Genomic DNA, 26183 nt, shown 5'->3' on the forward strand with positions numbered 1-26183 from the left:
GCAAGCATCTGAGCCATGATCAGGAGAATCGAGCCGGCCACCCGCCGGTGAGCGCCGTGCCCGGCCACCCGTCGCCCGACCACCGCCCCGGCCGAGGACTCCGGGTGCACCGAGGCCCAACGCGCCTCCCTCCTCGACCGCGAGGACTGGCACCGCGCCACCTGCGTACTGCCGGAGGAGGGCCACGACCGGGTGCACTGGTTCGCCGGCGGGGCCGTGACGGCGGCCTGACCGGTCGGGCATCATGGCGCGATGCCCGAACTGATCACTCCGACCGTACGGCTGCAGGCCTCGTTCCTGGCCGCGGTGGCCGAGTTCCACGCCGAACCCGGCCAGGCCGTCCCCTGGTTCGTCAAGGATGTCGACCCGGCCGCGCTGACCGACCCCGGTCCGAACGCCTTCGCCGCGTACGTCGCACGCGTCCTCGCCGAGCGGACCAAGGCGGGGATGCGCGTGGACGCCGGGGTGCCGATGACCACCCTGTGGTGGGCCGAGGGTGACCAGTTGCTGGGGCGCCTGGCGATCCGCCACCGCCTCACCCCGAACCTGGAGCGCATCGGCGGCCACATCGGCTACGACGTCCGCCCCGGCGCCCGCCGACGGGGCCACGCGACCGCGATGCTCGCCGCGGCACTGCCGGTGGCCGCCGAACTCGGCATCACCGGCGCACTGCTGACCTGCGACGAGACCAACACGGCCTCCCGCCGCGTGATCGAGGCCAACGGCGGGCGCCTGATCGCCACGGAGGGGAGCAAGCTCCGCTACCTCCTACCGACCACCTGACCCCCGCGCACTCGCGCCCCGCGCCCCGCTCGCCCGTCAGTCCCCGCGGACCGGCCGGAGGATCCGCTCGACGACGGCCGCGGCCTCCGCCGGGTGCTCCGCCAGCCACCGCCCGAGCCGCTCCTCCACGGCCCGTGCCACGCAGGCCCGCACGGCGGTGTTGCCCAGCCGGTCACGGAGGGATCCCTCGAACTCCGGCCGCTCCAGGGTCACCGACACGACCGCCGTCAGGCCCTCGACGACCCGGTCGGCGCCGAGGCCGGCGCAAGCCGCCGTCAGCAGCCGCCGCTCGCGCGCGTAGGCGGTGACCGCCGCCACCACCCCGTCCAGGAAGCCCAGCTGATGGGTGCCGCCGCCAGGCGTGGGGCGGCAGTTGGCGAAGCTCCGGACCAGCTGATCCGGTGAGCGGTGCCACCGCCAGGCCACCTCCGTCCTCCCGGCCATCCCCGGCTCCTCCTGCGTGAAGCCGACGACCTCCGGACCGATCGGCTCGTCACCCCGCTCGTCCAGGGAGTCCAGGAAGGTGACGAAGTCCCGTGCCCCGCCCGGGAACCGGAACCGCTCCGCGCGGGGCTCGCCGGGGTACCGCTGGTCGGTCAGCGAGATGTCCAGGCCCCGGTTGAGGAAGGCGAGTTCGCGGAAGCGTTCCGCCAGAGCCTCGTAGGAGAACTCCGTCGCCCCGAAGTCGACCCGACGAACATCCCCGGACGCTTCCGCACGGCCTCCGGCCATTCGTACACCTGGATCCGCGTGCCCACGTAAGCATTGGTCTCCGCACTCACGATGTCCCCTCCGAAAGTGTCCGTCAGAACTCCCCCAGCCTACGAGATTTCCAGCAAAACACCAGGTCAGAGCGGGTGGGCCGAAGCCGCATCCGGCCGCCTGAGCACCCGTCGGCGGGCGCTGGGCCCAGGTGCCGCGAACCGCCACCGGAGTGCCGTCGCACCGCCGACGACGGCGCGCACGGCACCGTTCCAGGCGGACCCGAGGTCCCCGATTCCGGGAATTTCTGCGTGCGGACCGGGGCTCCGTGCTGTGGCTCCGCGCCGCGGTCCCGCTCAGTCGATCGCGACCGTCTCGGCGCCGTCCTGCGCCGCGCCCTCGCCGACTGAGCCCACCCCGGCCGCGCTCCCCGGCCGCCCGGCGGCGTCTGTTCGGGCCCCCGTAAGCAGCGAAGGCGGGGAGGTCAGAGCCTCCCCGCCACTATCAAGGTACCGCGCCAGGGGGGCCTTGCGGCAAGGCCCCCCTCGGGGCGCACAATCGTCGACCGAGGCCGGAACCTGGCGATTCGCGTCGTTCGCACCGTACGTTGGCCGGTGTCCGAACTGTCGGCCTCGTTCGACACTCACTGGGGGAATGTTCCGATGATCGACGTGATCGTGGTCGGCGGCGGGCCGACCGGCCTGATGCTGGCGATCGAACTGCGGCTGCAGGGCGTCCGGGTGGTGGTCCTGGAGCGGCTGGCCGAGCCGACCCCGGAGTCCCGGGGCCAGGGCCTGCACGTGCGCAGCGTGGAGATGATGGACCAGCGCGGGCTGCTGGACCGGTTCCTCGCGGAGGGCCGGAAGTTCCGGATCGGCGGCTTCTTCGGCCACATCCACAAGCCGTGGCCCGAGACGATGGACACCGCCCACGACTACGGCCTGTCCGTCGAGCAGCCGGTCACCGAGCGGCTGCTCGGCGCGTACGCCGCCGAGCTCGGCGCGGAGGTCCGGCGCGGCCGGGAGGTGGCCGGGCTCGACCAGGACGAGGACGGGGTCTCGGTGGAGCTGGCGGACGGCACCCGGCTGCGCTCGCGTTACCTGGTCGGCTGCGACGGCGGCCGCAGCACGGTGCGCCGCCGGCTGGGCGTCGCCTTCCCCGGCGAGCCGTCCCGGGTCGACACCCTGCTCGCCGAGCTGTCGCTGGCCGAGGACCCGGCGACCGTCGAGGAGGTGGTCGCCCTGGTCCGCCGGACCGAGCTGCGGTTCGGCGCGGTCCCCCGGGGCGAGGGCCTGTACCGGGTGATCGTGCCCGCCCCGGGCGTCGCCGAGGACCGCGCCGACGGCCCGACCCTGGAGGAGTTCCGGCAGCAGCTGCGCGCCGTGGCCGGCACCGACTTCGGGGCGCACTCGCCCCGCTGGCTGTCCCGCTTCGGCGACGCGACCCGGCAGGCCGAGCACTACCGGGTCGGCCGGGCCTTCCTGGCCGGCGACGCGGCGCACATCCACCCGCCCACCGGCGGGCAGGGCCTCAACCTCGGTATCCAGGACGCCTACAACCTCGGCTGGAAGCTCGCCGCGGCCGTCCACGGCCGGGCCCCCGAAGGGCTCCTGGACAGCTACCACGCCGAGCGCCACCCGGTGGGCGCCCGGGTGCTGGCCAACACCCGCGCCCAGATGACGCTGCTGGGCTCCGAGCCCGGTGCGGTCGCGCTGCGGGAACTGCTCTCCACGCTGATGGACTTCGAGGAGGTGAACCGCTACATGACCGAGATGGTCTTCGGCGTCGGCGTCCGCTACGACTTCGGTGAGGGTCCCGAGTTGCTCGGGCGGCGGCTGCGGGACGTCCGGTTGAAGAGCGGCCGCCTGTACGAGCGGATGCACGACGGACGGGCCCTGCTGCTCGACGCCACCGGGGGCGCCCTGTCCGCGACCGGCTGGGCCGGCCGCGTCGACCACGTCACCGACCTCGCCGAGGACTTCGACGCCCCCGGCGCCCTGCTCCGCCCGGACGGGTACGTGGCCTGGCTCGGCGAGGACCAGCGGACGCTGGACGCGGCACTGACCCGCTGGTTCGGCCCCGCCACCGCCTGAGCGGCCCCGGAGGACGCTCACTCGCCCGGCGGCTCCGGAAGGTCCGGCAGGTCCGGCAGGTCCGGCAGGTCCGGCGGCCCCGGGTCGATCCTGAGCAGCGAGTGCTGCACCGTGCCGTCCGGCTGGTACACGGTGCGGTAGAGGTACGGGTGGTCCGAGCCGGGGAGCAGCACGACGCCCTCCTCCACCAGCGGCCGCTGGTCGGCGATGGCCCGGAGCCGGTGGTCGGCGTCGGCCGGGAACTCCGGCTCCGGCGGGCGGCGGTGTCGTCCGGCCACGGCGGCGCTCCGTTCTCTCCTGGTGATTCCGGTCGGCCCCCGGCCCTTCCCGTCCTTCCTGCTCCTTCCCGTCCTCCCGGACCGTGACGCGCCCCGCCCGCCCGGGCAGGCCGGGCGGGCGGGGCGGACGGACTGAGCGGGCGGGGCGGACGGAGCCGACGGGCCGCGAACAGGGCCGGGGTGACTACATCGGGGCGAGCTTGATCATCGCGAACGTCGCGCCCTGCGGGTCGGCGACCACCGTCATCCGCCCGGCCACCATGTCGAAGGGCGGGGCGAGGACGGTGCCGGTGCGCTTGACCACGGCGTCGGCGCAGGAGTCCACGTCGTCCACCGCGAAGTAGCTCAGCCAGTGCGCGGGGGTGCCGGGCGGGTCGTTGGCGAGCAGCGAGACCCCGCCGACGGAGCGGCCGCCGACCTTCTGCTCCCAGTACTGGTCGTTGCCGTCGGCCGGCTCGATCTCGATGCCGAAGGCCTCGCCGTAGAAGGCGCTGGCGCCGGGGACGTCACTGGTGTGGAGCTCGTTCCAGGTCAGCGCGCCGGGCTCGTTGACCACCTGGGCGCCGGAGAACTCGCCCGGCTGCCAGACGCCGAACACCGCACCCTGCGGGTCGGCGGCGATCAGCATCCGGCCCAGCGGGCCGACGTCCATCACCGGGGCCAGCAGGGTGCCGCCCGCCCCGACGATGGCGTCCTGGGTGGCCTGGGCGTCGGTGGTGGCCAGGTAGCTGGTCCACACCGTGGGCGGCTCGGGCATGCCCTCGGGGGACATCGCCGGGCCGATGCCGGCCGCCGCCTTTCCGTTGAGCTCGCAGACGGCGTAGCCGCCGAACTCGGCCGGGCCGGGCTGCCCCTGCCAGCCGAAGAGGTCGCGGTAGAAGTCCAGCGCGGCCTGCTGGTCCTTCGCCATCAGATCGACCCAGCACGGGGTGCCGGTCACGTACGGGGTGGTGACTTCGGGCATGCTCGCTCTTCCTCTTCCTCGTGAGGTCCCCCGCCAGTCACCCTCGCGTCCCGTCCGGGGATCCGCCACCCGACACGCCCCGACCGAGATCGCCGTGCAGGCCCCCAAGCACTACGCCCCCGCCCTCGGGTTCAGCCCCGACGGCGGGAGCCTCGTGATCAGCCAAGCCGCCGGAGACGACGACCCGAGCCGGGTCACCATCCTCGACCCCGACATCGACCGCCTCACCCTCCACCTCTGCGACGTCGCGGGCGCCACCATCACCGAGGCCCAGTGGAAGCAGTACTTCCCCGGCACGCCGTACGACGCGCCGTGGCGTGCCGTGCCGCTGAGACCTGACATCAGGTGACGCGAACCTGGCCGGCTGACCGGCGGCCGAGACGGCAGCGATGGCGGCCATCGCCGAGTACAACCTGAACCGGGCCCTGGAACCGGCCCGCTGAGGGACGGGCCGGCACGCGAAGGGCTCGTCCGCACGTCACACCCCCCGCGTGGCGGAAATCGTCACCTTCGTGTCCTTGCTGCCATCGGGCCGTTCGGCCAGGCTGGAGGGGTGAGCAGTCCACGCATCGTCTTCGCGGTCTTCCCGGAGTTCCAGATCCTCGACCTGACCGGCCCCCACGAGGTCTTCACCCACGCCGGGCGCCTGACCGGCGGCGTCGTCATCGAGACGGTGGCCGCGACGCCCGGTCCGTTGCCCTCCAGCGGCGGTCTCGCCGTCTCCCCGACCCTGACGATCGACGAGTTCGACCGACGCGCCGAACGAGGCGGGCACGGCGCGCACGGCGGCGCCGACGCCCCCGTGGACACCCTCGTGGCGGTCGGCGGGGCGGGCGTGCAGCAGGCCTGCGAGGACCGCCGCTTCGTCGAATGGTTCGCCCGCACCGCCCGTACGGCCCGACGTACCGCCTCGGTCTGCACCGGGGCGTTCCTGCTGGGCGCCGCCGGACTGCTGGACGGGCGGCGCGCGGTCACCCACTGGTCGCGCTGCACCGATCTGGCCGACCAGTACCCGCTGGCCACGGTGGACCCGGATCCGATCTTCGTGCGCGACGGCGAGCTGTGGACCTCCGCCGGGATCACCGCGAGCATGGACCTCGCGCTCGCCATGACGGAGGCCGACCACGGCCCGGAGGTGTCCCGCGCGATCGCCCGTCAGCTGGTGATGTTCGTCCAACGCCCGGGCGGGCAGGCGCAGTTCAGCGCCCAGCTGGCGGCCCAGCGGCCGGAGCGGGCCCCGCTGCGGGAGGTCCTCGACTGGATCTCCGACCACCCCGACGGTGACCTCGGCGTCCCCGCCCTGGCCGCCCGGGCCGCGATGAGCGAGCGGAACTTCACCCGGGTCTTCCGCGCGGAGACCGGCCGCACACCCGCCGCGTACGTGGAGAGCGTCCGGATCGAGGCGGCCAGACGACTGTTGGAGAGCACCGCGGCGACCCTCGACACGGTGGCCCACTCCTGCGGCTTCGGCACCGTCGAGACCCTGCACCGCAGCTTCCGGCGCACCCTGCGCGTCACCCCCGGCGAGTACCGCCGGCACTTCTCCCACTGGTGACGGCACCCGCCACCCGCCACTGAAACGAAAGGCCAGGGATCCCCATGCGCATCGCCGTCCCGCTCTTCGACGCCGTCACCGCCCTCGACGCCGTCGGCCCGTACGAGGTTCTCCGGATGCTCCCCGACGCCGAGGTGGTGTTCGCCGCCGCCACCCCGGGTATCCGCACCGACGGCGCGGGTTCACTCGGCCTGCCGCCGCCGGGGTGTCCTCGGGCATCGACATGGCCCTGCGGCTGGCCGAACTGATCGCCGGACGGGTCCCCGCCGAGGCCTTCCAGCTCGCCATCGAGTACGACCCCCGGCCGCCCTTCGACTCGGGCTCGTACGCCAAGGCCTCCGACGCGGCGAAGGCCTACCTGGCGCACCGCCGGGAGCAGCCGCGGCGCCCGTAGCGGTGCCTACGGCGCGAAGGTGAACTTCGGCCTCGGCTTGAGGCTCTTGAGGCAGAGCAGGTACTTGTCGCTGCCGTGCTTGTAGGTGAAGTAGCTGTCGGCGTCGGGGTACTTCCGGCACTCCGTCTCACCGTCGTTGGAGTCGTCCGCCCGGCCCACGACCCGGGCGTCGGCCTGCGGGTCGGAGCAGGGAACCACCTTGAGGTCCGGGTTCTTGTCGTCCAGACCGGGGATGGCGATCACGTTGCTGTTGTGGACGCAGTCGCCGGCCTTGGCGAACTCGGGGTCGTCCTTCAGGAGCACGAAGAGCAGCGTGGCCAGGACGGCGGGGATGAGCACCCCGACGATCGTGGGCCGCAGGTACACCGGCTTGCCCGGGTCCATCGGCGTGCCGGGGGCGCCGGGCACCGGCTCGGCGAGCTTGTTGATCTTCGAGCGCTGCGGGATGTTGAGCAGCATGACGATCGGATTGATGATCATCGACGGGATGCCCCACCAGCCCTGCCACAGGCTGTCGGAGGTCATCTCCCGGTGCGTGGCGATGCCGCAGTCGCGGCAGTACGGGCCCCGGCGCTTGAGGTAGCGCAGGACGACGATGAAGCCCTGGTGCCCGCGGATCGTGGCGTTCACGGCCGGGACGGAGCCGCAGACGGCGCAGGTGAGCTGCCCCTCGCCGTAACCGGGCGCCGCTCCCTCAACCGGGACGGCGGAGGCGGTCTCCGTGGGCGCAGCGGGTGCAGCGGGAGCAGCGGGAGCAGCGGGAGCAGCAGGCGCAGCAGGCGCAGCGGGTGCAGCGGGTGCGGTGGCTTCGGCGGGCCCGGTGGCGTCGGGCAGCTCGGCAGACTGAGTGGAAATGGTGGATCCCCCGTGGTGATCAAGAAAGTTCGCCGGGGAAACCTATCGCCCCTCGAACACCAAGACCGGGCCATGGGGGCGCCAAGGAACGGAAGGTCACCGAACCGTGATCCCAAATCGGTCGTTCGCCGTCGAATTCCGGCGGCGGCGCCCGCCCCAAGGCCCCCGGCATCCCGGGCTCCCCTGACTCCCCTGACTCCCCTGGCTCAGTGGTACCAGGTGCGGATCTTGGCCGCGGTCTCCCGGACGTCGGCGTTCCCGGCGCGGATCCGGGCAGCCAGTTCGACGGCCTGCTTGGAGTCGGCCGTCACGATGACGCCGGAGGCGCTCAGGTAGGAGGCGGCCACCACGGCGGCGAAGTGCTCGTTGGCGGACTCCAGCGCCGGGACCCGGATCAGCTGGTGCATCAGGGCGGCCGCCCGCTGGTGCACGGCGCCGTAGACCGGCACCTCCATCACCTCGTCGGCGTGCCGGGCCACGGCGGCGGCCAGGGTGCCGTAGTCGGTGACGTCCGGGTCGCTGGGCAGGAACTGGTGCGCGATGTCGAGCAGCCAGACCCGGTCGATCCGCAGGATCACGCGGCGTCCGCCGTGGCGTCGCGGGTGCTGCGCGGGTACGGCCCGAACTCCTCCTCGAACGCGGGCCCCCAGGCCTGGGCGAAGTGGGCGGCGGCGGTCAGGAACCGCTCGCGCCGCTCGTCCGCCTCCTCCGCCAGCACCTTGCGCGCGTAGTCGGGCAGGCTCATCCCGGCGGCCTCCGCGCGCTGCTCCAGGGCCTCGTGCACGGCGTCGTCCAGTCGGACGTTCAACTGCTTCATGGCGGTGAGCGTAGCCCCAGCTACGGATCGCTACAAGGCGGCCTCGGCGCTCCGGCCGCTGCCACGGGACGCCGCCGGGCCGTGTTCGACCCGGACCTCCAGGGCGGGCCAGTGCGCCGCCCACCGGGCCAGCCGCTCCGCGTCGGGGAGGCCCGGCGGGACCAACGCGGCGTCCGGGTGGAAGGTCACGCAGGTGCCGGTGGTGCCGTCGGGCTCGATCGGGTCGAGGCCGGTGACGGGGAGGCCGTGCTGGTAGCGCTGCGTCCAGGCGCCGTTGAGCCGGCGGTTGGTGTGCAGCAGCCGGGTGCTGAGCGCCGCGACCACCGACATGCCCCGGCGCGGGTGCCCGTCCGGGAGCAGCTCCGCGCCGGGGTCGTCGAAGAAGCGCAGGTCCTTGGTCGCCATGACCGGCTTCTTGACCGCCTCGCCGTGCTCGTCGACCCGGGTGTCGGTGCCCCGACCGTCGTCGCGGACCGAGACCGCGCCGTCGGCGTGCAGGGTGACCACGCACCGGCCGGCGCCGCGCGCGGCCGCCTCGTCACCCGGGTACGCGAGCACCTCCAGCACCAGGTGCGCCACCCCGCCCGGCGCCAGGCCGGCCGCCCCCGCGCGGATCCCGGCGAGGTGCTCGACGTCCACGGCGGCCGCCCAGTCGTGAGTGGTGTTGGTCCAGCTGTCCTTCGGGGTCGCGTCCATCCGAGGAGTATGCCCCAGCGCCCAGCGGCCGCCCACCATGGCTGTCAAACACCGGCCGACCCCCAACACGCCTCGCCGGTACGGAAGTTGCCGGACGGCCGCACGGGGGCGTCCGCTCAACCGGTGACGAGCCGTCGGCCGCTGATCTCGGCCGGGCGGATCCGGACCCAGCGGGGCCGGTCGCCGCCGGCCCAGGGGGCGGCGCCGGGCAGCGCGTCGAGGCGGTGCAGTTCGGCCGGGTCGTCGACGTACCGCGCCGTGCCGAGGGCGAGCACGCTCCAGCCGCGCCCCAGGTACTCGTCGATGCGGTCGACCTGGAAGGACACCTGTGCCCCCGACTCCGGCGCGGTGGCGGTGCGTTCACCGGTGCGGTAGGCGAAGGAGGCCTGGTCGACCACGTAGTTGACGGGGTAGACCGCCGGGCCCGGGCGCACCGGCAGGCCGATCCGGCCGATCCCGTGGGTGCCGACCAGCTCCCAGCACTCGGCGTCGGTGAGGTCGAGCAGGCGGGGCCGGGGGCCCGGCCCTTCGTGGCCGGGCGGGGCGTCCGCGCGGCCGGCCACGAGCTCCTCCCGGCTGAGGCCGAGAACGGCGGCGATCCGGACGAAGCCGCCGGGGTCGAAGGCGGGGCCGGCTTCGAGCAGGTGGCGCAGGTACTGCGGGGCCATCGCGGCCCGCTGGGCCAGGGCGTCCTCGGTGAGGCCGAGTTGACCGAGGCGTTCGGCGATCCGACGGGCCACGGCGGTGGGGTCGGGATCAGGGGTGGGATCGGCGGTGGGATCGGGGGCGTCGTTCACGGTGGTGGCTCCTCGGCTCGCCAAGGGGGGTGCCCGGACCGGTGTCCGGGCGGTGACCAGGCCGGATCCATCCAAGCGTCCGGCCCACCCCGAGTCGAGGAACGGCGGCGCCCCGTGCGTGTCGGGGCGCCCCGGGGCGGGCCCACGGAACCCCGACCTTGATCACCCGTCCGCCGCCTGCGATCATCCCTCTGACGCGGACTCAAGTCCGCGTCGCACAACGGGGAACAACGGGGAAGCAAGGAGACACATCCGTGATCGTCGTGACGGGTGCCACCGGTACGGTCGGCTCGAAGATCGTCGTCGGACTGCGCGAACGCGGCCTGGCGGTGCGGGCCCTGGTGCGCGGCGGGTCGGCGGGCCCGGCCGAGTGGGACGCGGGGGTCGAGCGGGTCGCCGCCGACTTCACCGACCCGGCCTCGCTGGACGCCGCCCTGGACGGGGCCGACACCGTCTACCTGCTGGTCGCCGTGCACCCGGAGATGGCCCAGCACGAGCGCAACGTGATCGACGCCGCCGTGCGCACCGGCCGCCGCCCGCGGATCGTGCTGCACGCGGCCGCCGGCGTCGAGTACCGGCCGGAGGGGGTGCGCTTCGTCGGCTCGCACGTCACGGGCCTGGACCACCTCAAGGACTCCGGCCTGCCGTGGACCGTCCTCGGCCCGAACGGCTTCCACCAGAACTTCCTCGGCACGGCCCCGACCGTCAAGGCCGGCCACCTGGCCGTGCCGGGCGGCGAGGGCGCGGTGGCGTACGTGGACGCCCGGGACGTCGCGGCGGCCGCCGTCGAGGTGCTGGCCACCGAGGGCCACGAGGGCGCGGTCTACACCCTGACCGGACCGGCCGCGCTCACCCACGACGAGGTGGCCGAGCAGCTGTCCGCCGTCGCGGGTCACCCGGTCGCCTACGCCGCGCTCACCCCGGAGGTCGCCCTCGACGGCCTGCTGAACATGGGCTGGGACCAGTGGCGGGCCGAGGGCATGGTCGAGCTGTACGGGCTGTACGCGGCCGGGCTGGCCTCGACGGTCAGCCCGGACGTCGAGAAGCTGACCGGCCGTCCGCCCCGCTCCTTCGCCGAGTTCGCCGCCGAGCACGCGGACGCCTTCCGCGCCTGAGCCACCCGCGCCGTTCCCGTCCCCGGGCACCCGGGGACGGGAACGGGGACGGGGACGGACCACCGCCCCCGGCACCACCTCCCCCGGCGCCGCCGCAGATCGTCAACTCACCGTCAAGATCCCTGCACAGCCCTTACCGTGCCGTCCGGCCGGGCGCATACTGTGCTGCGCGCGGCGAGCGCCCGGCGACAGGGCCACACCGGACCCGGCCCGGCCGCACCGCGACGGGGAGCAGGTGGAACTGGCGTGACAGCACTCGTGATCGTCGCCGTGGTCGTCCTCTTCTTGCTGACGACCGGCGTGCGGGTGGTCCAGCAGTACGAGCGTGGTGTGGTGTTCCGGCTCGGCCGGGTGCGCGGGACGGTCCGCGAGCCGGGCCTGACGCTGCTGATCCCGGTGCTCGACAAGATGCGCAAGGTGAACGTCCAGGTGGTCACCATGCCGGTGCCCACCCAGGAGGGCATCACCAAGGACAACGTGTCGGTGAGCGTGGACGCGGTGCTGTACTTCCGCGTGATCGAGCCGATCAGGGCCACCGTGGACGTGCAGAACTACAACTTCGCCATGCTGCAGGTCGCCCAGACCTCGCTGCGCTCGATCATCGGGAAGAGCGAGCTGGACGACCTGCTGTCCGGCCGGGAGAACCTCCACCACGACCTGGAGGTCATGCTGGAGAGCCCCGCGTCGGGCTGGGGCGTGCACATCGACCGGGTGGAGATCAAGGACGTCAGCCTGCCCGACTCGATGAAGCGCTCGATGGCCCGCCAGGCCGAGGCGGACCGCGAGCGCCGGGCCCGTATCATCACCGCGGACGGCGAGTTCCAGGCCGCCGCCAAGCTCGCCGAGGCGGCGGCCACGATGTCCGCGACGCCGGCGGCCCTCCAGCTGCGCATGCTGCAGACGGTGGTCGAGGTGGCGGCGGAGAAGAACTCGACGCTGGTGCTGCCGTTCCCGGTGGAGATGCTGCGGTTCTTCGAGGCCTCCGCGAACCGGCTCACCGAGGGAGCCCCGGCGGCCCCCGCGCCGGCCGTCCCACCGGCCCCCGCACCGGCCGTTCCGCCGCAGGCACGCGACGCCGAACCCGCCGCCCCGGCCGACGGCAGCTGACGTCCGGCCAGCCCGGAAAGTTCCCGGGCCGGCCATAGCTTGGCTCTATGAGGTCATAGATCGACACCGCCTACACCTCCGCGCGACCAGCGGGTTGGCTGCAAGGGTCCAGACCATTCGGCCCGCTCCGTCCACCCGGAGGATTCACCCGCATGACCCGCTCGATCCGAGTCGCCATCGTCGGAGCCGGCCCCGCCGGGATCTACGCCGCCGACGCCCTGCTCAAGTCCGACGCCGCGAAGGCGCCCGGCGTCTCGATCGACCTGTTCGAACGGATGCCGGCCCCGTTCGGCCTGATCCGCTACGGCGTGGCCCCCGACCACCCGCGGATCAAGGGCATCGTCACCGCCCTGCACCAGGTCCTCGACAAGCCCCAGGTCCGCCTGTTCGGCAACGTCGACTACCCGACCGACCTCACCCTGGACGACCTGCACCGCCACTACGACGCCGTGGTCTTCTCCACCGGCGCGATGGCGGACCGCTCGCTCGACCTGCCGGGCATCGACCTGGACGGCTCCTACGGTGCCGCGGACTTCGTGTCCTGGTACGACGGCCACCCGGACGTGCCGCGCACCTGGCCGCTGGAGGCCGAGAAGGTCGCCGTCCTCGGCGTCGGCAACGTCGCCCTGGACGTCGCCCGGATCCTCGCCAAGACCGCCGACGAGCTGCTGCCCACCGAGATCCCCCCGAACGTGTACGAGGGCCTCAAGGGCAACCGCGCCGTCGAGGTCCACGTCTTCGGCCGCCGCGGCCCGGCCCAGGCCAAGTTCAGCCCGATGGAGCTGCGCGAGCTGGACCACTCGCCCACCATCGAGGTCATCGTCAACCCCGAGGACATCGAGTACGACGAGGGCTCGATCGCCGAGCGCCGCGCCGTCAAGCACGTCGACCTGGTCGCCGCCACCGTCGAGAACTGGGCGATCCGCGACGTCGGCGACCGCCCCCACCGGGTCTACCTGCACTTCTTCGAGTCCCCGGTCGAGGTCCTCGGCGAGGACGGCAAGGTCGTCGGCCTGCGCACCGAGCGCACCGAGCTCGACGGCACCGGCAACGTGCGCGGCATCGGCCGGCACACCGACTGGGACGTCCAGTCGGTCTACCGCGCCGTCGGCTACTACTCCGACGAGCTGCCCAAGCTGCCCTTCGACCCGGTCTCCGGCACCGTGCCGCACCAGGCCGGCCGCGTCCTGGACGGCGACGGCTCGCACGTCACCGCCGTCTACGTCACCGGCTGGATCAAGCGCGGCCCGGTCGGCCTGATCGGCCACACCAAGGGCGACGCCAACGAGACCGTCGCCTGCCTGCTGGAGGACCACGCCACCGGCCGGCTGCCCGGGGCCACCGAGCCCGACCCGGCGGCGATCGAGGACCACCTGCGCGCCCGCGGCGTCCGCTACACCACCTGGGACGGCTGGAAGCAGCTCGACGCCCACGAGCGGGAGCTCGGGCAGGCCGAGGACCGCGAGCGCGTCAAGGTCGTCGAGCGCGACGACATGCTGCGCCACAGCGGGGCCTGAGGCACGTCGGCGGTCACCGGCGGACGATCGGCAGCAGCACCTCGTCGACGATCTCCGCCGGGTCCAGCTCCACGGCGCCCCCGCCGCACAGCTTGATCCGGTAGAGCATCAGCGCCGGCACCACGTCGGTGACCAGCGGGCTGACCGCCCCGGGGCGGACCTCGCCCCGGGCGGTGCCCCGGTCGAGGACCTCGGCGATCAGCGCGGTGGTCGGGTCGACCACCCGCTCCTGCACCAGCTCCAGGAAGACCCGGGCCCGCTGGTGGTCGATCTCGCTCATGATGGCGCGGACGGCGGCGCCCAGGTCGCTGAACATCGCGGCGCGCAGCCCGGCCACCACCTCCAGGAGGTCCCCGCGCAGGCTCCCGGTGTCCGGGGCCGGCCGGGCCGGGGGCAGGGCGGCCCGCAGCGCGTCCATCACCAGCTCCTCCTTGGAGGACCACCGCCGGTAGAGGGCGGCCTTGCCGGTCTGCGCGGCGGCGGCCACGCCCTCCATGGTCAGCCGGGCGTAGCCGTCGGTGGTGAGCTGCTGCAGGGCCGCCCCGTAGATGGCGCTCTCCAGCGCCTCCCCGCGCCGACGGACCGGGGTGCCGGCCGCGTGCACGGTCCCGCCCTCGGCGGTTCGGACTTCAGCGGACATCGCTGCACACCTTCCGGGGACTCCCTGTTCACCAGGCCTACGGCCAATGTTAGTGAACGAATCCGTTCCCTCCCAAGCACCGTCCGCGGTTCGGCCCCCGGGACCGGTCTGCGGTCCCGGGGGCCGTCGGGGCACGGGCTCAGCGGTCGGCCCGGTAGGCGTTGAGCTTGCTCAGCGGGCCGTAGCTGCCGTCGGCGTAGACCGGCTGCATCTGCGGGTCGTCATGTGCTTCATGGTGCTCAAGTCCCTCTGCTGGATGGTGCAGTTCGTCCGGCGCCTCGACGAGGCCGCCGACGCCACCAACTGGCGCACCGGCCACCACCGGCCGCACATCCCATGAAGCAATCAGCTGACCCGTATACCTACGGATTCGGTTCGTGCGCCGCCCCTGCTCTGTTGGAGCGACTCCCGGGCCCGTCGCCCGGCCGTCGGCGGGCGATTCCGCTACCAACGAGGGACGCCCCTATCGAAAGGCGGCCCCTTCGTGCCCGTACCCACCACCTTCGACCAGAGCGCGACCGGCTACAGCCTCGCCCACGCCTACTGGCTGGCCAAGGCCGCAGACCTCGCCTACCAGAACGACGCCACCATCGACCGGCAGGCCCGGGACTGGGGCTTCGACACCGTGCGCCACCACCAGACCAGCTTCACCCCGCCGTTCCCGCTCCAGGACACCCAGGCCTACACCATGGCGAGCGACCGCATGATCGTGGTCGCCTTCCGCGGCACCGAACCCAAGGAGATCCGCGACTGGCTCACCGACTCCACCACCCCGCCCTGGCCCGGCCCCGCCGGCACCGGCTACGTCCACTACGGCTTCGGCGAAGCGCTGGAGTCGATCTTCCCCGACGTCCTCAAGACCCTCATCGAACTGCGCACCGACGACCAGACCGTCTGGCTCACCGGCCACAGCCTCGGCGGCGCCCTCGCCATGCTCGCCGCCGCCCGCCTCCACCTGGAGGACCCCCGGCTGACGGCCGACGGCGTGTACACCTTCGGCCAGCCCCGCACCTGCGACCGGCTCCTCACCGCCGCGTACGACCAGGCCTTCCAGGGCCGGAGTTACCGCTTCGTCAACAACAACGACATCGTCCCGCAGCTGCCGCCCGAGCCGGCCTTCACCCACGTCGGCGCCCTGCGCTTCATCGACGCGGCGGGGACCGTCCACGAGGGCGCCAGCGGCCTGATCTCCGGCCTCGCCAACCGGGCCAAGGGCCTGACCTCCGCCGCCTTCGAGCCCACCGGCGAAGGCGCCCGCGACCACTTCCTGCGCAACTACCTGACAGCCCTGGAGAAGAACCTGTGAGCACCCGCCTCGCCAAGACCGCCCTCGCCCTGCTGCTGACCGTCGGCCTCGCCCCGGCCGCCGTACCCGCGCACGCCGTCACGGCCACCCGGGCCCCGGCCGCGCTCCTCCAGCCGCCGCTGCCGCTCGACGCGTTCCCCCTGCAGGTCGCCCGGGCCTGCGACATCTGGCGCGAACTCAGCTGGCCGGCTACCCCTGAACCCGTCAACTACCAGCTGCCGGAAGGCGGTTACATCCGCGGCGGCAACCCGTACGGCAACCGCAGCGGCGACCTGCCGCACGCCACCACCTACCACGAGTACGACGTCAACCCCCGCCTCACCGCCAACACCCACCGGGACGCCGAGCGCCTCGTCCGCGACACGGCGACCCACCGGGTCTACTACAGCGACGACCACTACACCGACTTCCGCGAGATCGACGGCGGCTGCTGACCCGCCGCCCGCCCCGGGCACCCGCCGCCACCGCGACGGGTGCCCGCTTCCGTGTGCGGCGCCCGTACGGGCGGCACGCCGTGCGGGGCGGGCGGGCCCCGGCGAGACTCGGTCGCAGGGCGGGGGCCAGCACCATGAGCAACCCAAAGGAGCGGTCATGCCGGAGCCCGAGCCGCCGGACACGCCCCCGCGGCAGGGCGGCGGCCCCACCCTGCGCGAGGTGCTGCTGCACCGGGGCTACCTCGGGCTGCTGCTGGTCGCGGTGCTGGTCGGCGTCCCGATCTCGCTGGTCGCCTTCGGGTTCGTCGGCCTGGAGCACGAACTCCAGCACTGGATCTGGGAGAGCCTGCCGGACGCCGCCGGGTTCGCCCGGGCGCCCTGGTGGTGGCCGCTGCCCGCGCTGGCGCTGGCCGGGCTGCTGCTCGCCCCGATCGTCACCCGGCTGCCCGGGCGCGGCGGCCACGTGCCGGTGGACGGGCTCGGCGGCGCGCCCAGCCTGCCCCGGGACGTGCCGGGGGTGGTGCTGGCCGCGCTCGTCGGCCTGCCGCTCGGTGCGGTGCTCGGCCCGGAGGCGCCGCTGATGGCGCTGGGCGGCGGGCTCGCGCTGCTCGCCGTCCGGGCGCCCGTCCGGGCCCGGAACCCGCGGGTCGTCCCGGTGCTGGGCACGGCCGGGGCCGCGGCGGCGATCTCGACGATCTTCGGCAGCCCGCTGGTGGCCGCGGTGATGATGATCGAGGCGGCCGGGCTCGGCGGCCCCCAGCTGGTCGCGCTGGTCCTGCCCTGCCTGCTCGCCAGCGGCGTCGGCGCCCTGGTGTTCACCGGCTTCGGGCACTGGACCGGCCTGTCGATCGGCGCGCTCTCGCTGCCGCACGTGCCCGCGACCGGCACCCCCGATCCCGGGGACTTCCTGTGGGGGGTGCCGCTGGCGGTCGCGGTCACGCTGGTCTGCGTGGCCGGGCAGACGCTGGGCCGACGGGTCAAGGCCTTCACGGGCACCGCGACCGCCCCGCGGACGGCGCTGCGCACCGCCGTCCGCACGGTCGGCTGCGCGGTCGCGGTCGGCGCCTGCCTCACCGCGTACGCGCTGCTCACCGGCCGCTCGCCGGAGGAGGCCGCGCTCTCCGGCCAGGCCACCCTGGGCGCGCTCGCTGCCGACCCGGCGGCCTGGCCGATCGGCGCGCTGCTGGCGCTGGTGCTGTGCAAGACGCTCGGCTGGGGCATCGCGCTGGGCAGCCTGCGCGGCGGGCCGATCTTCCCCGCCGTCCTGATCGGCGCCGCCCTAGGCGTGGCCTGCGCGCCGCTGCCGGGCCTGGGCACCGCACCGGCGCTGGCCGCCGGACTGGCCGCCTCCGGCGCGGCCGTGACCAGGCTGCCGGTGACCAGTACGGTGCTGGCCACGATGCTGCTGGGCGGGCAGGCGGCGAACGCGATGCCGCTGCTGATCGTCTCCGCCGTGACGGCCTTCCTCACCGCCGAACTGCTGCGCGGCCGGGCCGGGCCCGCCCCGGGGGCAGCGACCCCGGCACCGGTCGACCCGGCCTGACGTCCCCGTCCGGCGGGCTCGTCAACGTTCGGTGCCGTGGCTACCCCTCCGGGGGACGGAAGGTGAACATTCGCCGATTCCCCGGCCCCGCACCCGGCGCGTGGGCGATAACGGAGGGGCTCCTGGCCGACCCCACCCGAGGAACCGCCCATGCCCATCGCCCAGTACGGCGTGCTCGCCGCCACCGCCGTCGACCGCCGCCGCGAGGGCGCCACCGGCACCCCGCACTACCAGATCCACCTGCGCGACGCCGCCGGCACCGACTACCGCGCGGCCGTCAACGTGCTCTCCCAGCAGGCCCCTTCGAACCTGCTCTACTTCGCCGACGAGAACTTCCGGCACCCGGTGACCGCCCTCCTCCCGGCCGCCGGCAGCGGCTGGACGGCGCTGAACTCCCGCCCGGGCACGGCGAGTCTGGACTTCGTCCGCGGCAAGCTGTTCGACCACGCGGCGATGCACGTACTGCCGCCCGACCTCCCCGGCCCGGACAACGACCTCGCCGACCTGCTCGACCACTACGTGCAGCACGCCATCGCCGACCCGAACGCCGCCCTGTACGTGTTCGGCCAGCGCTTCGGGCCCGAACCCGGCGTCCCCGACAAGGTGTTCGGCTTCCTGCCCGGCAACGGCGTGCACGACGTGCACATGAACCAGGGCAACAGCGGCCAGTTCCGCGGGGACGACGGGGTGTACCAGGACGGCGCCCTGCTGATCCACCTGCCGGACGAGAACCGCTGGGCGGCGGTGTTCCTCGCCTTCCAGTCCCAGTCCTGGCACACCGACGACCGCACCGGCCACGGCCTGCCGGGTTCCGTCCCGCACCCCGGCCGGGCCCCGCAGGACTCCCCCAACAGCCAGGTGTAGCTGCCTCCGCCGGATCAGGTGGTGATCGGCGGATTGGGCCGGGTCAGCCCGCGGTCGTAGGCGAAGATCACGGCCTGCACCCGGTCCCGGGCGCCGATCTTCGCCAGCACCCGGCTGACGTGCGTCTTGACGGTCGATTCGGCCAGCACCAGCCGCTGGGCGATCTCGTTGTTCGTCCAGCCCTGGGCGATGGCCACCAGGATCTCCCGCTCGCGCTCGGTCAGCGCCTCCAGCCTCGGGTCCTCGACGGGCGCCGCGCCGACCGGGCGGACCGGCAGGTGGTGGGCGTAGGCGTCGAGCAGCCGCCGGGTGATCGCCGGGGCCACCACGGCGTCGCCCTCGGCGACGGCGCGGATCCCGGCGAGCAGTTCCTCCGGCCGCGCGTCCTTGAGCAGGAAGCCGCTGGCCCCGGCGCGCAGCGCGGCGTGCGCGTACTCGTCCAGGTCGAAGGTGGTGAGGACCAGGATGCGCGAGCGCCCGCCCTCGGCGACGATCCGGCGGGTGGCCTCGATGCCGTCCATGCCGGGCATCCGGATGTCCATCAGGACGACATCGGGCCGCAGGTCGGCGGCGAGCCGGACGGCCTCGGCGCCGTGCGCGGCCTCGCCGACCACCTCGGTGTCGGGCTGGCTCTCCAGCAGCATCCGGAAGCCGTAGCGCTGCAGTGGCTGGTCGTCCACGATGAGGACGGTGGTCACGGGTGGCCGCCTGTCGGGTCGGGGGTGAGGTCCAGGACGGCCTCCACGGTCCATCCTGCCCCAGGGCCGGGGCCCGCCGTGACGCTCCCGCCGTACAGGGCGGCGCGTTCGCGCATCCCGGCCAGGCCGTGGCCCTCGCCGTCCGGGCGCGCCGGCGGGCGGGTGCCGCCGGGCGGGCCGGCGTCCTGGACGCGCACCCGCAGCCGGGTGGCGTCGACGGTCAGGGTGACGTGCGCCCGGGTGTCCGCTCCGGCGTGCCTGAGGGTGTTGGTGAGGGCCTCCTGGACGATCCGGTAGGCCATCAGCTGGACGCCGCGGTCCAGCCGGTCCGGGTCGCCGGAGACGGTGTACACCACCTGGGGGCCGGCGGCGCGGATCCGGGCGCACAGGCCGTCCACGTCGGCGATGCCGGGCTGGGGGTTGAACTCGGCGGCCTGGTCGGCCTGGTCGCGCAGCACGCCGAGCATCCGGCGCAGCTCGCCGAGCGCCTGGCGGCTGGTCTCGCCGATCAGCTGCAGCGCCTCCCGGCCGCGCTCGGGGTGGGTCTGGGCGGCGTAGGCGCCGCCGTCGGCCAGGGTGACGATCACGGACAGGTTGTGGCCGATGATGTCGTGCATCTCGCGCGCCACCCGGGTGCGTTCGGTGGCGGTGGCCAGCCGGCTGCGCTGGTCGCGCTCGATCTCCAGCCGGGCCGCCCGCTCGCGCAGCCCGGCCAGCTGGGCGCGGCGGATGCGCACCGCGATGCCCAGGGCGACGCCCGCGGTGGCGGCGCTGACCAGGAAGAACAGGGCGTCCCCGACCGGCAGTCCACCGCCGGACACCTCGACCGCGGCCAGCGCCATCGCCCCGACCATCAGCAGGCAGGACCAGGCCAGGTGCCGCAGCCGACCGTGCAGGGCCAGGCTGTAGAGCGCCACCAGCAGGGCCGCGTCGGCGCGCAGGCCCACGCCCAGCGACCACTGCAGGACGAACACCGCCAGGATCACCGCGAAGGCCACCGTGGGCCGGCGGCGGCGCCACAACAGCGGCAGCACCAGACCGGCCTGGAGGAGCAACGTCCACGGCAGCGGCAGTCGGACCAGGTTGAGCCGGTGCTCGTGCGGCCCGATGTCCCCGTGTCCGGCGTCCCCGTGGCCGGGGAACAGGTCGGGCAGGCCGAACATCAGGAACACCACGGCGACCACGGCGGCGTCCAGCACCCACGGGTGGGCGCGGTCCGCCTCGCGCAGCCGCTGGCCGATCCGGGCCAGTCGGGCGAACAGCGGGTGGCCGGACAGCGCGTCGGTGGTCGCGAACGGGCCGGCGGAGGCGGAGTGGTCCTCGCTCACCGGGGGTTCTCCCTGCTGGTCGGGGGCGGACGGACGGAACGGTGCGGCGCCGGTGAAGGACCGGCGCCGCACCGCGAGTCTCCCAGGCGCCGGGGCGCCGAGGCCGGACAGGGCCAAGGCTCAGGCGTCGCTGCGCACCAGCCGGACGGCGGCACCGGCGAGCGCCAGCACCGTCCAGCCGAGGAAGACCAGCAGGCCGGCCGTCGGCGAGAGGGTGGTCGAGTCGTGGTGCAGGGCGAACATCGCCTCACCGGCGTGGCTGGGCAGGTACGGGCTGATGTGGCCCTGCCAGTCCGTGGGGAGCAGCGAGGTCAGGCCGGGGATCAGCATCAGCGAGGCGACCAGCACGGCGATGCCGCCGGCCACCGAGCGCAGCAGGGCGCCGAGGGCCACCCCGATCACGCCGACCAGGCCCAGGTAGAGCCCGGCGCCGAGCAGGCCGCGCACCACGCCGGTGTCGGAGAGGGTCATCGCCGCCCGGGTGCCGGACAGGATGCCGCTGTCGGCGGTGAAGGTGACGAAGACCCCGACGGTGCCGAGCACCAGCGCGATCACGCCGTACACCGCCGCCTTGGACCACAGCACCGGCAGGCGGCGCGGCACGGCGGCCAGGGTGGAGCGGATCATGCCGGTCGAGTACTCGCCGGCCGCGACCAGCACGCCGAGGACGCCGAGCGCCAGCTGGGCGAAGTTGGTGCCGAACAGGGACAGGCTGAGCGCGCCGGCGTCGGCGAAGTCCCGGTCCATCGGGCGGCCGGAGGTGAGCCGCGACTTGAACTGGAAGGCCGCGATCAGGCCGAAGGCGACCAGGAACAGCAGGGCCAGGCCGAGGGTGATCCAGGTGGAGCGCAGCGACCACAGCTTGGCCCACTCGGAGCGCAGCACGCGCGCGGCCGTCACCTTGTAGGCGGGGCCGGCGGGGCGCTGTCCGGCGGGCACGGCCGTCTGGCTGGGGGCGATCGTGGTCATGCCGCGCTCCTCTGGGTGTCGGCGGTGCTCTCGACGGTGGTGGTGCCGTGGTACTCGACGGCGTCCCGGGTCAGCTCCATGAAGGCCTCCTCCAGGGAGACCGTGCGCGGGGTGAGTTCGAACACGGCGATGCCGTGCTCGGCGGCGGTCAGGCCGATCTCGCGGGCCGTCCGCCCGGTGACCAGGAGCTCCTCCGAGCCGGAGCGGCCGGTGATCTCGACGTCCGGTCCGGCGAGCGCCGAGCGCAGCCGGGTCGGGTCGGCGCTGGCGACCTTGACGACGTCGCCGCCGGCCTGCTGGACGAGCTCCTGGACGGTGGTGTCGGCGAGCAGCCGGCCCCGCCCGACGATGATCAGGTGGTCGGCGACCAGCGAGACCTCGCTCATCAGGTGCGAGGAGACGAAAACGGTGCGGCCCTCGGCGGCGAGCGAGGTGAGCAGGTTGCGGATCCAGAGCACGCCCTCGGGGTCGAGCCCGTTGACCGGCTCGTCCAGCATCACCGTGGCCGGGTCGCCCAGCAGGGCGGCCGCGATGCCGAGCCGCTGGCCCATGCCGAGCGAGAACGCCCCGGCGCGCTTGCGGGCCACCGACTGGAGGCCGGTCAGCTCGATGACCTCCTCGACCCGGCGGCGCGGGATGCCGTGGGTGTGGGCCTGGGCCATCAGGTGGTTGAACGCCGAGCGGCCGGGGTGGATCGACTTGGCCTCCAGCAGCGCGCCCACCTCCTGCAGCGGAGCGGCGTGCTCGGCGTACCGGCGGCCGTTGACCCGGACCGACCCGCTGGTGGGCGCGTCCAGTCCGACGATCATCCGCATCGTGGTCGACTTCCCCGCCCCGTTGGGGCCGAGGAACCCGGTCACCGCGCCCGGCCGGACCGTGAAGTCCAGCCCGTCCACGGCGGTCTTCTCCCCGTACCGCTTCGTCAGCTGGTGCGCCTCGATCATCGCTAGCCCTTACGTTCAGGGGCCGGGCCCTCCCGGCCGCCCACGGTTCCACGCTAGGGCCCGGCGGGGCCCGAACCGCGGCACTGCGGACTGATCATCGGACGCCGCGTAGTACCGCGGTACCACACCGTCGCCCTACTCGCGGAAAAGCGGTTTCGCCGACCGCGCCCGCTCGCCGAGGATGGCGGGATGGACGATCGGAGCGTGACCCTGCGTCGGATGACCCCGGCCGAGTACCAGTCGGCCACCGAGATCCGGGAGGCAGAGACCGTCCGGCAGCTCGCCGAGCGGATGCCGGAGGAGCTGGCCCGCGCACACACCCGTCAGGGCACCGCGAGGTTCCTCCCGGACGGCCTGGACACCGCGGGCCACCACCTGGTGGTAGCGGAGGACGGGTCGGGGCGCACCGTCGGCACCGCCTGGATCGGCCCCGACCCGCGCGCCGGGGCCGGTGTCTCCACCTCCGCCTGGCTCTACCACCTCCGCGTCCTCCCCGAGTTCCGCCGCCAGGGCTACGGCGCGGCCGTCCTCGCCGCCGCCGAACGGCTCGCCGTGCGCCTGGGCAGCACCGACCTCGCCCTCAACGTCTTCGGCGGCAACGAGGCGGCCATCGCCCTCTACCGGCGCGGCGGCTACGGCGTCACGGCGATGTACCTGAACAAGTCCCTCCGCGAGTAGCCCGGCGGCCCCTTGCCGTGGCGGACAACTACCCTGTGGCGGGCGGCCGTCGGGCTTGTTCCTGGCCGTCGGAGTCGTTCGGGGCCGGCGGGGTTGCTCGGACCGTACACGGGACGTCAGGGGGAGGCGCGGATGGAGATCTGCGGGGAGTGCGGTGCGCGGGGGTGCCCGGAGCTGTTCCACCGGCTGCTGGCGCTGGACCACTCGCGGGCGGAGCCGTGGGGGCCGTTGCACGCGGTGTCGGTGTCCTGCTTCCTGTTGCAGCATCCGGGCCGACTGCCCGGGGACGGCGGGGCGGGTGCCCGGGGGATGCTGCGGGCGTACCTCGACGGCGGGTTGCCGGCGGTGGAGCGGCTGGTCGGGCGGGCGCGCCGGGCGAACTCACACCGGGTGACGGGCGGGGCTGCCCCGGGCGGGGCGGCACATCCCGCCCAGGAGGCGCCGCGGGGCGGGTTCGCGGTGACGATCGAGCAGGTCGCGGTGGACGGGGCGTTCCCGGCCGAGGGGTTCGCGGAGCGGGTCGGGGTGTGGGCGTCGGTGACGCTCGCGGCCTGGGGATGCGACGGAGCGTAGCCGCGGCGGGACCGGAACGGGACCGTGGCCCCATGCGCATGGGTCAGCCCGGGCGGTGCCATGGAGGGGCGGGTCGACCGGCCTGCGGAACCCTCCCGGAGGACACCATGAACGCCAGATCGGTCAACCCGGTGGCCGTCGCCGCCGGAGCTGCCGGAGTCGTCGTCCTCGCGGCCGTGGTCGTCCGCGCCGCCCGGTGCTGCAGGGCCCGGGCGGAGGGCGAGGCGGCCGGGGAGGAGAAGCGCCGGGGCCACGCTCACAGCCCCGGCCATGGCCCCGGTCATGGTCACGGCCACGGCCACGGCCACGGCCACAAGCCGTGCCCCAATCCGCCGAACTGCTGACCCCGGTCCGGGCGCGCCCGGCGGCTCCCGTCAGCCCGCCGGATTGCGCGGCAGCACCGCGTGCACCCGGGTGCCCTGGCCGAGGCCCGCGACCGGGTGGACGGTGCAACTGCCGCCGATCTCCGCCGCCCGGTCGCTCATCGAGCGGAGCCCCACCCCCGGGTGGCCCGCGTCGCCGCGGCCGGGGCCCCGCCCGTCGTCCTCGACGGTGAGTTCCAGCCGCCCCGGGTCGACCAGGACGGTCACCGTGACGCTGGTCGCCCGGGCGTGCCGCAGCACGTTGTTGAGCGCCTCGGCGGTGATCCGGTAGACGGCGACCTCGACCGCGGCGGGCAGCTCGGGCAGCGGGTCCGGGGCGAACAGGGCGGTGACGGTGAGCCCGTCGCCGCTGAAGGTGTCGGCGAGGCGGCGCAGCGCGCGGCTCAGCCCGTAGTCGCCGAGCGCGGTGGGCCCGAGCCGGTCGGTGATCCGGCGGACCTCGCGGACGGCCGTGGCGAGGTCGTCGGCGACGTCCTCCAGGGCGGCCGCGAAGCGGGCCGGGTCGTCCACGGCGGCCGCGCCCTGGAGGCGCAGCCGCAGCCCGGCCAGCATCGGGCCGAGCCCGTCGTGGATGTCGCGGCGCAGCTGTCGGCGTTCCTCCTCCCGGGCGGCGACGATCTGCTCGCGGCTGGCCCGCAGGTCCTCCATCAGCTGGAGCGAGGCCACGGCGGGCGCGGCCTGGTCGGCGAGGGAGCGCAGGATGTCGCGGTCGCTGTCGTCGAGCGTGCGCTGGCCCGGGCGCGGGGAGACGGTGAGCCGGCCGATCTCGCTGCCGCGGTGGACCAGGGCGAAGCGTTCGCCGTCGTCGGGGTACTCCCCCACGGCGGCGAGCCGGCGTTCACCGCCGCGGGTGGAGACGGTCAGGTCGACGCCGGGCAGCCGCAGTTCGTCGCCGACCGTGGCGCACAGCACGGCGGGCACGTCCTGCGGGTCGACGGTCTGGCTGACCCGCCCGGCGAGGCTGCGCAGCACCTGGTACGGCTGGGCGCGGGCGCCGTAGTACCAGCGGTCGACGATGCCGGAGGCCCAGCGCACGCCCCTGGGCAGGCCACCGGCGAGCAGGAAGACCAGGGCGACCACGCACAGGGCTCCGAAGCCCCGGCCGGGCAGCAGCATGGTGGACAGCAGCCCGGCCAGCAGCACGAAGACGACCGCCAGCCCGGCGGCGACCAGCAGTCCGACCAGGATCCGGCGGGCCGAGCGGTCCAGCCGCCAGGAGCCGTCCCGCACCACCACGACGGCGAGGGTCAGCGTCCACAGCGCGGAGGCGGCCGCGTAGGCGGCGTAGGAGGCGGTGCTCTGGCCGTTGAAGTAGTAGCCGGCCTCGGCGCCGGCCCAGAGCAGGTAGACGGCGATCGCGACCAGCACGTGCTGGCGGCGGCGCCGGGGCACCCGGCGGGCGCGGGCCAGCGGGACGAGCACCACCAGGGCGGTCAGGGCGACCCACACGACCAGTTGGGTGATGTGCAGGGTGCCGTTGAAGTGCCGCAGCCAGTCGGCGACGGTGCTGTCGGCGAGCGGATTGGGGCGGCCGAACACGGTCGGCTGGTAGACGTAGTAGCTCGCCTGGGGCAGCATCCACAGGCCCACCGCGCCGACCGCGAGCCACCAGCGGCGGTCGGTCAGCCGGCCGTACGGGAGCCAGAGCGGCAGCGCCTGCCAGATCGTGCCGCTGACGGTGTAGCCGACCGACTTGAGCACGACCACGGCCCCGACGTAGCGCGGGTCGCTCACCTGCGTCCAGACCGGGGTCTCGGCGGCGAGCGGCAGGATCAGCGCGCCCCCGTACGCCAGCAGCATCCAGCCGAGCTCCAGACCGGGGCGGTGGGCGTGCAGCAGCACCCCGCCCGCGACGGCGGCGAGGCCGTAGCCGAGCACCGCCAGGTGCCGGGTCGGCTCGGCGATCCCCGGCGTGCCCAGGTGGCCCAGCACGTACCCGGCCCACAGACCGCCCGCCGCCAGGCAGACGAGCGCGCACAGCCCCGCCGTCGCCAGCTGCCGCTCCGCCCGCCCGGGCCGGGGCCGCCACCGGACGCTCCCCGCGCTCTCCGCACCCATGACCGACCTCTCTTCGCCCACGACCGGCCGCATGGCAGCAGTCTCGTCCACCCGGTGTCCCGGGCGCATGGGGCAGCGGCCCCGCGGGTGAC

The 26183-nt window shown here is 74.3% G+C and carries 30 protein-coding genes; 16 read left to right on the plus strand and 14 right to left on the minus strand.

The annotated features are described in order from the left end of the window. The first annotated feature begins 252 nt into the window (after positions 1-252). Entirely contained in the window at positions 253-783 is a 531-nt protein-coding gene (locus ACFV8H_RS15545; RefSeq protein WP_380399942.1) for a GNAT family N-acetyltransferase, read from the plus strand. Between the two features lie 36 nt (positions 784-819). Here the strand turns inward: ACFV8H_RS15545 and ACFV8H_RS15550 are convergent, their stop codons facing one another. Next, positions 820-1515 carry a hypothetical protein gene (locus ACFV8H_RS15550; RefSeq protein WP_380399944.1) on the minus strand — a complete coding sequence of 232 codons (696 nt, stop codon included), beginning with the start codon at positions 1513-1515 and terminating at the stop codon, positions 820-822. 632 nt (positions 1516-2147) lie between these two features. On the opposite strand from ACFV8H_RS15550, the gene rox reads away from it, so the two are divergent. Then, positions 2148-3578, plus strand: coding sequence for a rifampin monooxygenase (gene rox / locus ACFV8H_RS15555; protein ID WP_380399946.1), 1431 nt, complete (start codon positions 2148-2150; stop codon positions 3576-3578). Positions 3579-3595: 17 nt separating this feature from the next. Here rox and ACFV8H_RS15560 read toward each other — a convergent pair whose 3' ends face one another. Together ACFV8H_RS15560 and ACFV8H_RS15565 are read right to left on the minus strand one after the other, a co-directional pair. Continuing rightward, positions 3596-3856: a hypothetical protein gene (locus tag ACFV8H_RS15560; protein ID WP_380399948.1), complete on the minus strand. Its 261-nt coding sequence runs from the start codon at positions 3854-3856 to the stop codon at positions 3596-3598. A gap of 184 nt (positions 3857-4040) precedes the next feature. Then, positions 4041-4820, minus strand: coding sequence for a VOC family protein (locus ACFV8H_RS15565; protein ID WP_380399950.1), 780 nt, complete (start codon positions 4818-4820; stop codon positions 4041-4043). 94 nt (positions 4821-4914) lie between these two features. Here ACFV8H_RS15565 and ACFV8H_RS15570 point away from each other — a divergent pair, with 94 nt between their 5' ends. The 4 genes from ACFV8H_RS15570 (at position 4915) to ACFV8H_RS15585 (ending at position 6769) form a co-directional block, all read left to right on the plus strand. Further along, on the plus strand, positions 4915-5169 hold the full coding sequence (locus tag ACFV8H_RS15570) for a hypothetical protein (RefSeq protein ID WP_380399952.1): 255 nt from the start codon (positions 4915-4917) through the stop codon (positions 5167-5169). Positions 5170-5373: 204 nt separating this feature from the next. Next, the gene (locus ACFV8H_RS15575; RefSeq protein WP_380399953.1) at positions 5374-6375 is read left to right on the plus strand and encodes a GlxA family transcriptional regulator; all 1002 of its coding nucleotides are present in this window, start codon (positions 5374-5376) and stop codon (positions 6373-6375) included. A gap of 44 nt (positions 6376-6419) precedes the next feature. Continuing rightward, entirely contained in the window at positions 6420-6623 is a 204-nt protein-coding gene (locus tag ACFV8H_RS15580; protein ID WP_380399955.1) for a hypothetical protein, read from the plus strand. After that, on the plus strand, positions 6599-6769 hold the full coding sequence (locus ACFV8H_RS15585; RefSeq protein WP_380399956.1) for a hypothetical protein: 171 nt from the start codon (positions 6599-6601) through the stop codon (positions 6767-6769). Before ACFV8H_RS15580 ends, ACFV8H_RS15585 begins: the two co-directional genes overlap by 25 nt. 6 nt (positions 6770-6775) lie before the next feature. Here ACFV8H_RS15585 and ACFV8H_RS15590 read toward each other — a convergent pair whose 3' ends face one another. The 5 genes from ACFV8H_RS15590 to ACFV8H_RS15610 form a co-directional block, all read right to left on the minus strand. Then, positions 6776-7399 (minus strand): hypothetical protein, encoded by a 624-nt coding sequence (locus ACFV8H_RS15590; protein ID WP_380399958.1) that lies wholly within the window; start codon positions 7397-7399, stop codon positions 6776-6778. A gap of 431 nt (positions 7400-7830) precedes the next feature. Then, on the minus strand, positions 7831-8202 hold the full coding sequence (locus ACFV8H_RS15595; protein WP_380399960.1) for a fic family toxin-antitoxin system, toxin component: 372 nt from the start codon (positions 8200-8202) through the stop codon (positions 7831-7833). Further along, on the minus strand, positions 8199-8441 hold the full coding sequence (locus ACFV8H_RS15600; protein WP_350508867.1) for a plasmid mobilization protein: 243 nt from the start codon (positions 8439-8441) through the stop codon (positions 8199-8201). The genes ACFV8H_RS15595 and ACFV8H_RS15600 overlap by 4 nt, the downstream gene beginning before the upstream one ends. Positions 8442-8471: 30 nt before the next feature. Beyond that, the gene (locus tag ACFV8H_RS15605; RefSeq protein WP_380399962.1) at positions 8472-9137 is read right to left on the minus strand and encodes an ATP-binding protein; all 666 of its coding nucleotides are present in this window, start codon (positions 9135-9137) and stop codon (positions 8472-8474) included. Between the two features lie 116 nt (positions 9138-9253). Further along, complete coding sequence (locus ACFV8H_RS15610) at positions 9254-9934, minus strand: helix-turn-helix domain-containing protein (protein WP_380399964.1); 681 nt, start codon at positions 9932-9934, stop codon at positions 9254-9256. 254 nt (positions 9935-10188) lie between these two features. On the opposite strand from ACFV8H_RS15610, the gene ACFV8H_RS15615 reads away from it, so the two are divergent. From ACFV8H_RS15615 to ACFV8H_RS15625, 3 genes are all read left to right on the plus strand, one after another. Continuing rightward, positions 10189-11049, plus strand: coding sequence for an NAD(P)H-binding protein (locus ACFV8H_RS15615; RefSeq protein WP_380399966.1), 861 nt, complete (start codon positions 10189-10191; stop codon positions 11047-11049). A 246-nt stretch (positions 11050-11295) separates the two neighbouring features. Beyond that, positions 11296-12156, plus strand: coding sequence for a slipin family protein (locus tag ACFV8H_RS15620; protein WP_380399967.1), 861 nt, complete (start codon positions 11296-11298; stop codon positions 12154-12156). Positions 12157-12308: 152 nt separating this feature from the next. Then, positions 12309-13673: an FAD-dependent oxidoreductase gene (locus ACFV8H_RS15625; RefSeq protein ID WP_380399969.1), complete on the plus strand. Its 1365-nt coding sequence runs from the start codon at positions 12309-12311 to the stop codon at positions 13671-13673. A 13-nt stretch (positions 13674-13686) separates the two neighbouring features. On the opposite strand, the gene ACFV8H_RS15630 is transcribed toward ACFV8H_RS15625, so the two are convergent. Then, positions 13687-14313, minus strand: coding sequence for a TetR-like C-terminal domain-containing protein (locus ACFV8H_RS15630; RefSeq protein ID WP_380399971.1), 627 nt, complete (start codon positions 14311-14313; stop codon positions 13687-13689). Positions 14314-14797: 484 nt separating this feature from the next. On the opposite strand from ACFV8H_RS15630, the gene ACFV8H_RS15635 reads away from it, so the two are divergent. The 4 genes from ACFV8H_RS15635 to ACFV8H_RS15650 all read left to right on the plus strand — a co-directional run bounded on the left by ACFV8H_RS15635 (position 14798) and on the right by ACFV8H_RS15650 (position 18460). Beyond that, entirely contained in the window at positions 14798-15619 is an 822-nt protein-coding gene (locus tag ACFV8H_RS15635; RefSeq protein ID WP_380399973.1) for a lipase family protein, read from the plus strand. Then, positions 15616-16053, plus strand: coding sequence for a ribonuclease domain-containing protein (locus tag ACFV8H_RS15640; RefSeq protein ID WP_380399975.1), 438 nt, complete (start codon positions 15616-15618; stop codon positions 16051-16053). The genes ACFV8H_RS15635 and ACFV8H_RS15640 overlap by 4 nt, the downstream gene beginning before the upstream one ends. Before the next feature lie 157 nt (positions 16054-16210). Continuing rightward, on the plus strand, positions 16211-17596 hold the full coding sequence (locus tag ACFV8H_RS15645; RefSeq protein ID WP_380399977.1) for a chloride channel protein: 1386 nt from the start codon (positions 16211-16213) through the stop codon (positions 17594-17596). Positions 17597-17746: 150 nt separating this feature from the next. Continuing rightward, positions 17747-18460, plus strand: coding sequence for a DUF2278 family protein (locus ACFV8H_RS15650; protein WP_380399979.1), 714 nt, complete (start codon positions 17747-17749; stop codon positions 18458-18460). Between the two features lie 14 nt (positions 18461-18474). Here ACFV8H_RS15650 and ACFV8H_RS15655 read toward each other — a convergent pair whose 3' ends face one another. The 4 genes from ACFV8H_RS15655 to ACFV8H_RS15670 form a co-directional block, all read right to left on the minus strand. Beyond that, positions 18475-19158, minus strand: coding sequence for a response regulator (locus ACFV8H_RS15655; RefSeq protein WP_380399981.1), 684 nt, complete (start codon positions 19156-19158; stop codon positions 18475-18477). After that, on the minus strand, positions 19155-20486 hold the full coding sequence (locus ACFV8H_RS15660; RefSeq protein ID WP_380399983.1) for a histidine kinase: 1332 nt from the start codon (positions 20484-20486) through the stop codon (positions 19155-19157). Before ACFV8H_RS15660 ends, ACFV8H_RS15655 begins: the two co-directional genes overlap by 4 nt. A 120-nt stretch (positions 20487-20606) precedes the next feature. Beyond that, entirely contained in the window at positions 20607-21455 is an 849-nt protein-coding gene (locus ACFV8H_RS15665; RefSeq protein WP_380399984.1) for an ABC transporter permease, read from the minus strand. Next, entirely contained in the window at positions 21452-22399 is a 948-nt protein-coding gene (locus ACFV8H_RS15670) for an ATP-binding cassette domain-containing protein (RefSeq protein ID WP_380399986.1), read from the minus strand. Before ACFV8H_RS15670 ends, ACFV8H_RS15665 begins: the two co-directional genes overlap by 4 nt. Before the next feature lie 189 nt (positions 22400-22588). Between ACFV8H_RS15670 and ACFV8H_RS15675 the strand changes: the two genes are divergently transcribed. The 3 genes from ACFV8H_RS15675 (at position 22589) to ACFV8H_RS15685 (ending at position 23994) form a co-directional block, all read left to right on the plus strand. Continuing rightward, the gene (locus ACFV8H_RS15675) at positions 22589-23077 is read left to right on the plus strand and encodes a GNAT family N-acetyltransferase (protein WP_380399988.1); all 489 of its coding nucleotides are present in this window, start codon (positions 22589-22591) and stop codon (positions 23075-23077) included. 132 nt (positions 23078-23209) lie between these two features. Further along, positions 23210-23650: a DUF5946 family protein gene (locus ACFV8H_RS15680; RefSeq protein ID WP_380399990.1), complete on the plus strand. Its 441-nt coding sequence runs from the start codon at positions 23210-23212 to the stop codon at positions 23648-23650. A gap of 107 nt (positions 23651-23757) precedes the next feature. Beyond that, on the plus strand, positions 23758-23994 hold the full coding sequence (locus ACFV8H_RS15685; RefSeq protein WP_380399992.1) for a hypothetical protein: 237 nt from the start codon (positions 23758-23760) through the stop codon (positions 23992-23994). Between the two features lie 30 nt (positions 23995-24024). Here ACFV8H_RS15685 and ACFV8H_RS15690 read toward each other — a convergent pair whose 3' ends face one another. Further along, on the minus strand, positions 24025-26091 hold the full coding sequence (locus tag ACFV8H_RS15690; protein WP_380399994.1) for a sensor histidine kinase: 2067 nt from the start codon (positions 26089-26091) through the stop codon (positions 24025-24027). Positions 26092-26183 lie beyond the last annotated feature (92 nt).

The organism is Kitasatospora sp. NPDC059827 (assembly GCF_042731675.1).
Classification (GTDB): domain Bacteria; phylum Actinomycetota; class Actinomycetes; order Streptomycetales; family Streptomycetaceae; genus Kitasatospora.

Excerpts from the sequence above, each read along its gene's own strand:
- ACFV8H_RS15690 (WP_380399994.1), bottom strand. The coding sequence starts at position 26,091 with ATGGGTGCGGAGAGCGCGGGGAGCGTCCGGTGGCGGCCCCGGCCCGGG.
- ACFV8H_RS15685 (WP_380399992.1), top strand. The coding sequence starts at position 23,758 with ATGAACGCCAGATCGGTCAACCCGGTGGCCGTCGCCGCCGGAGCTGCC.
- ACFV8H_RS15545 (WP_380399942.1), top strand. The coding sequence starts at position 253 with ATGCCCGAACTGATCACTCCGACCGTACGGCTGCAGGCCTCGTTCCTG.
- ACFV8H_RS15680 (WP_380399990.1), top strand. The coding sequence starts at position 23,210 with ATGGAGATCTGCGGGGAGTGCGGTGCGCGGGGGTGCCCGGAGCTGTTC.
- ACFV8H_RS15565 (WP_380399950.1), bottom strand. The coding sequence starts at position 4,820 with ATGCCCGAAGTCACCACCCCGTACGTGACCGGCACCCCGTGCTGGGTC.
- ACFV8H_RS15630 (WP_380399971.1), bottom strand. The coding sequence starts at position 14,313 with ATGTCCGCTGAAGTCCGAACCGCCGAGGGCGGGACCGTGCACGCGGCC.
- ACFV8H_RS15645 (WP_380399977.1), top strand. The coding sequence starts at position 16,211 with ATGCCGGAGCCCGAGCCGCCGGACACGCCCCCGCGGCAGGGCGGCGGC.
- ACFV8H_RS15605 (WP_380399962.1), bottom strand. The coding sequence starts at position 9,137 with ATGGACGCGACCCCGAAGGACAGCTGGACCAACACCACTCACGACTGG.
- ACFV8H_RS15580 (WP_380399955.1), top strand. The coding sequence starts at position 6,420 with ATGCGCATCGCCGTCCCGCTCTTCGACGCCGTCACCGCCCTCGACGCC.
- rox (WP_380399946.1), top strand. The coding sequence starts at position 2,148 with ATGATCGACGTGATCGTGGTCGGCGGCGGGCCGACCGGCCTGATGCTG.
- ACFV8H_RS15650 (WP_380399979.1), top strand. The coding sequence starts at position 17,747 with ATGCCCATCGCCCAGTACGGCGTGCTCGCCGCCACCGCCGTCGACCGC.
- ACFV8H_RS15625 (WP_380399969.1), top strand. The coding sequence starts at position 12,309 with ATGACCCGCTCGATCCGAGTCGCCATCGTCGGAGCCGGCCCCGCCGGG.
- ACFV8H_RS15600 (WP_350508867.1), bottom strand. The coding sequence starts at position 8,441 with ATGAAGCAGTTGAACGTCCGACTGGACGACGCCGTGCACGAGGCCCTG.
- ACFV8H_RS15670 (WP_380399986.1), bottom strand. The coding sequence starts at position 22,399 with ATGATCGAGGCGCACCAGCTGACGAAGCGGTACGGGGAGAAGACCGCC.
- ACFV8H_RS15550 (WP_380399944.1), bottom strand. The coding sequence starts at position 1,515 with ATGGCCGGAGGCCGTGCGGAAGCGTCCGGGGATGTTCGTCGGGTCGAC.
- ACFV8H_RS15675 (WP_380399988.1), top strand. The coding sequence starts at position 22,589 with ATGGACGATCGGAGCGTGACCCTGCGTCGGATGACCCCGGCCGAGTAC.
- ACFV8H_RS15665 (WP_380399984.1), bottom strand. The coding sequence starts at position 21,455 with ATGACCACGATCGCCCCCAGCCAGACGGCCGTGCCCGCCGGACAGCGC.
- ACFV8H_RS15585 (WP_380399956.1), top strand. The coding sequence starts at position 6,599 with ATGGCCCTGCGGCTGGCCGAACTGATCGCCGGACGGGTCCCCGCCGAG.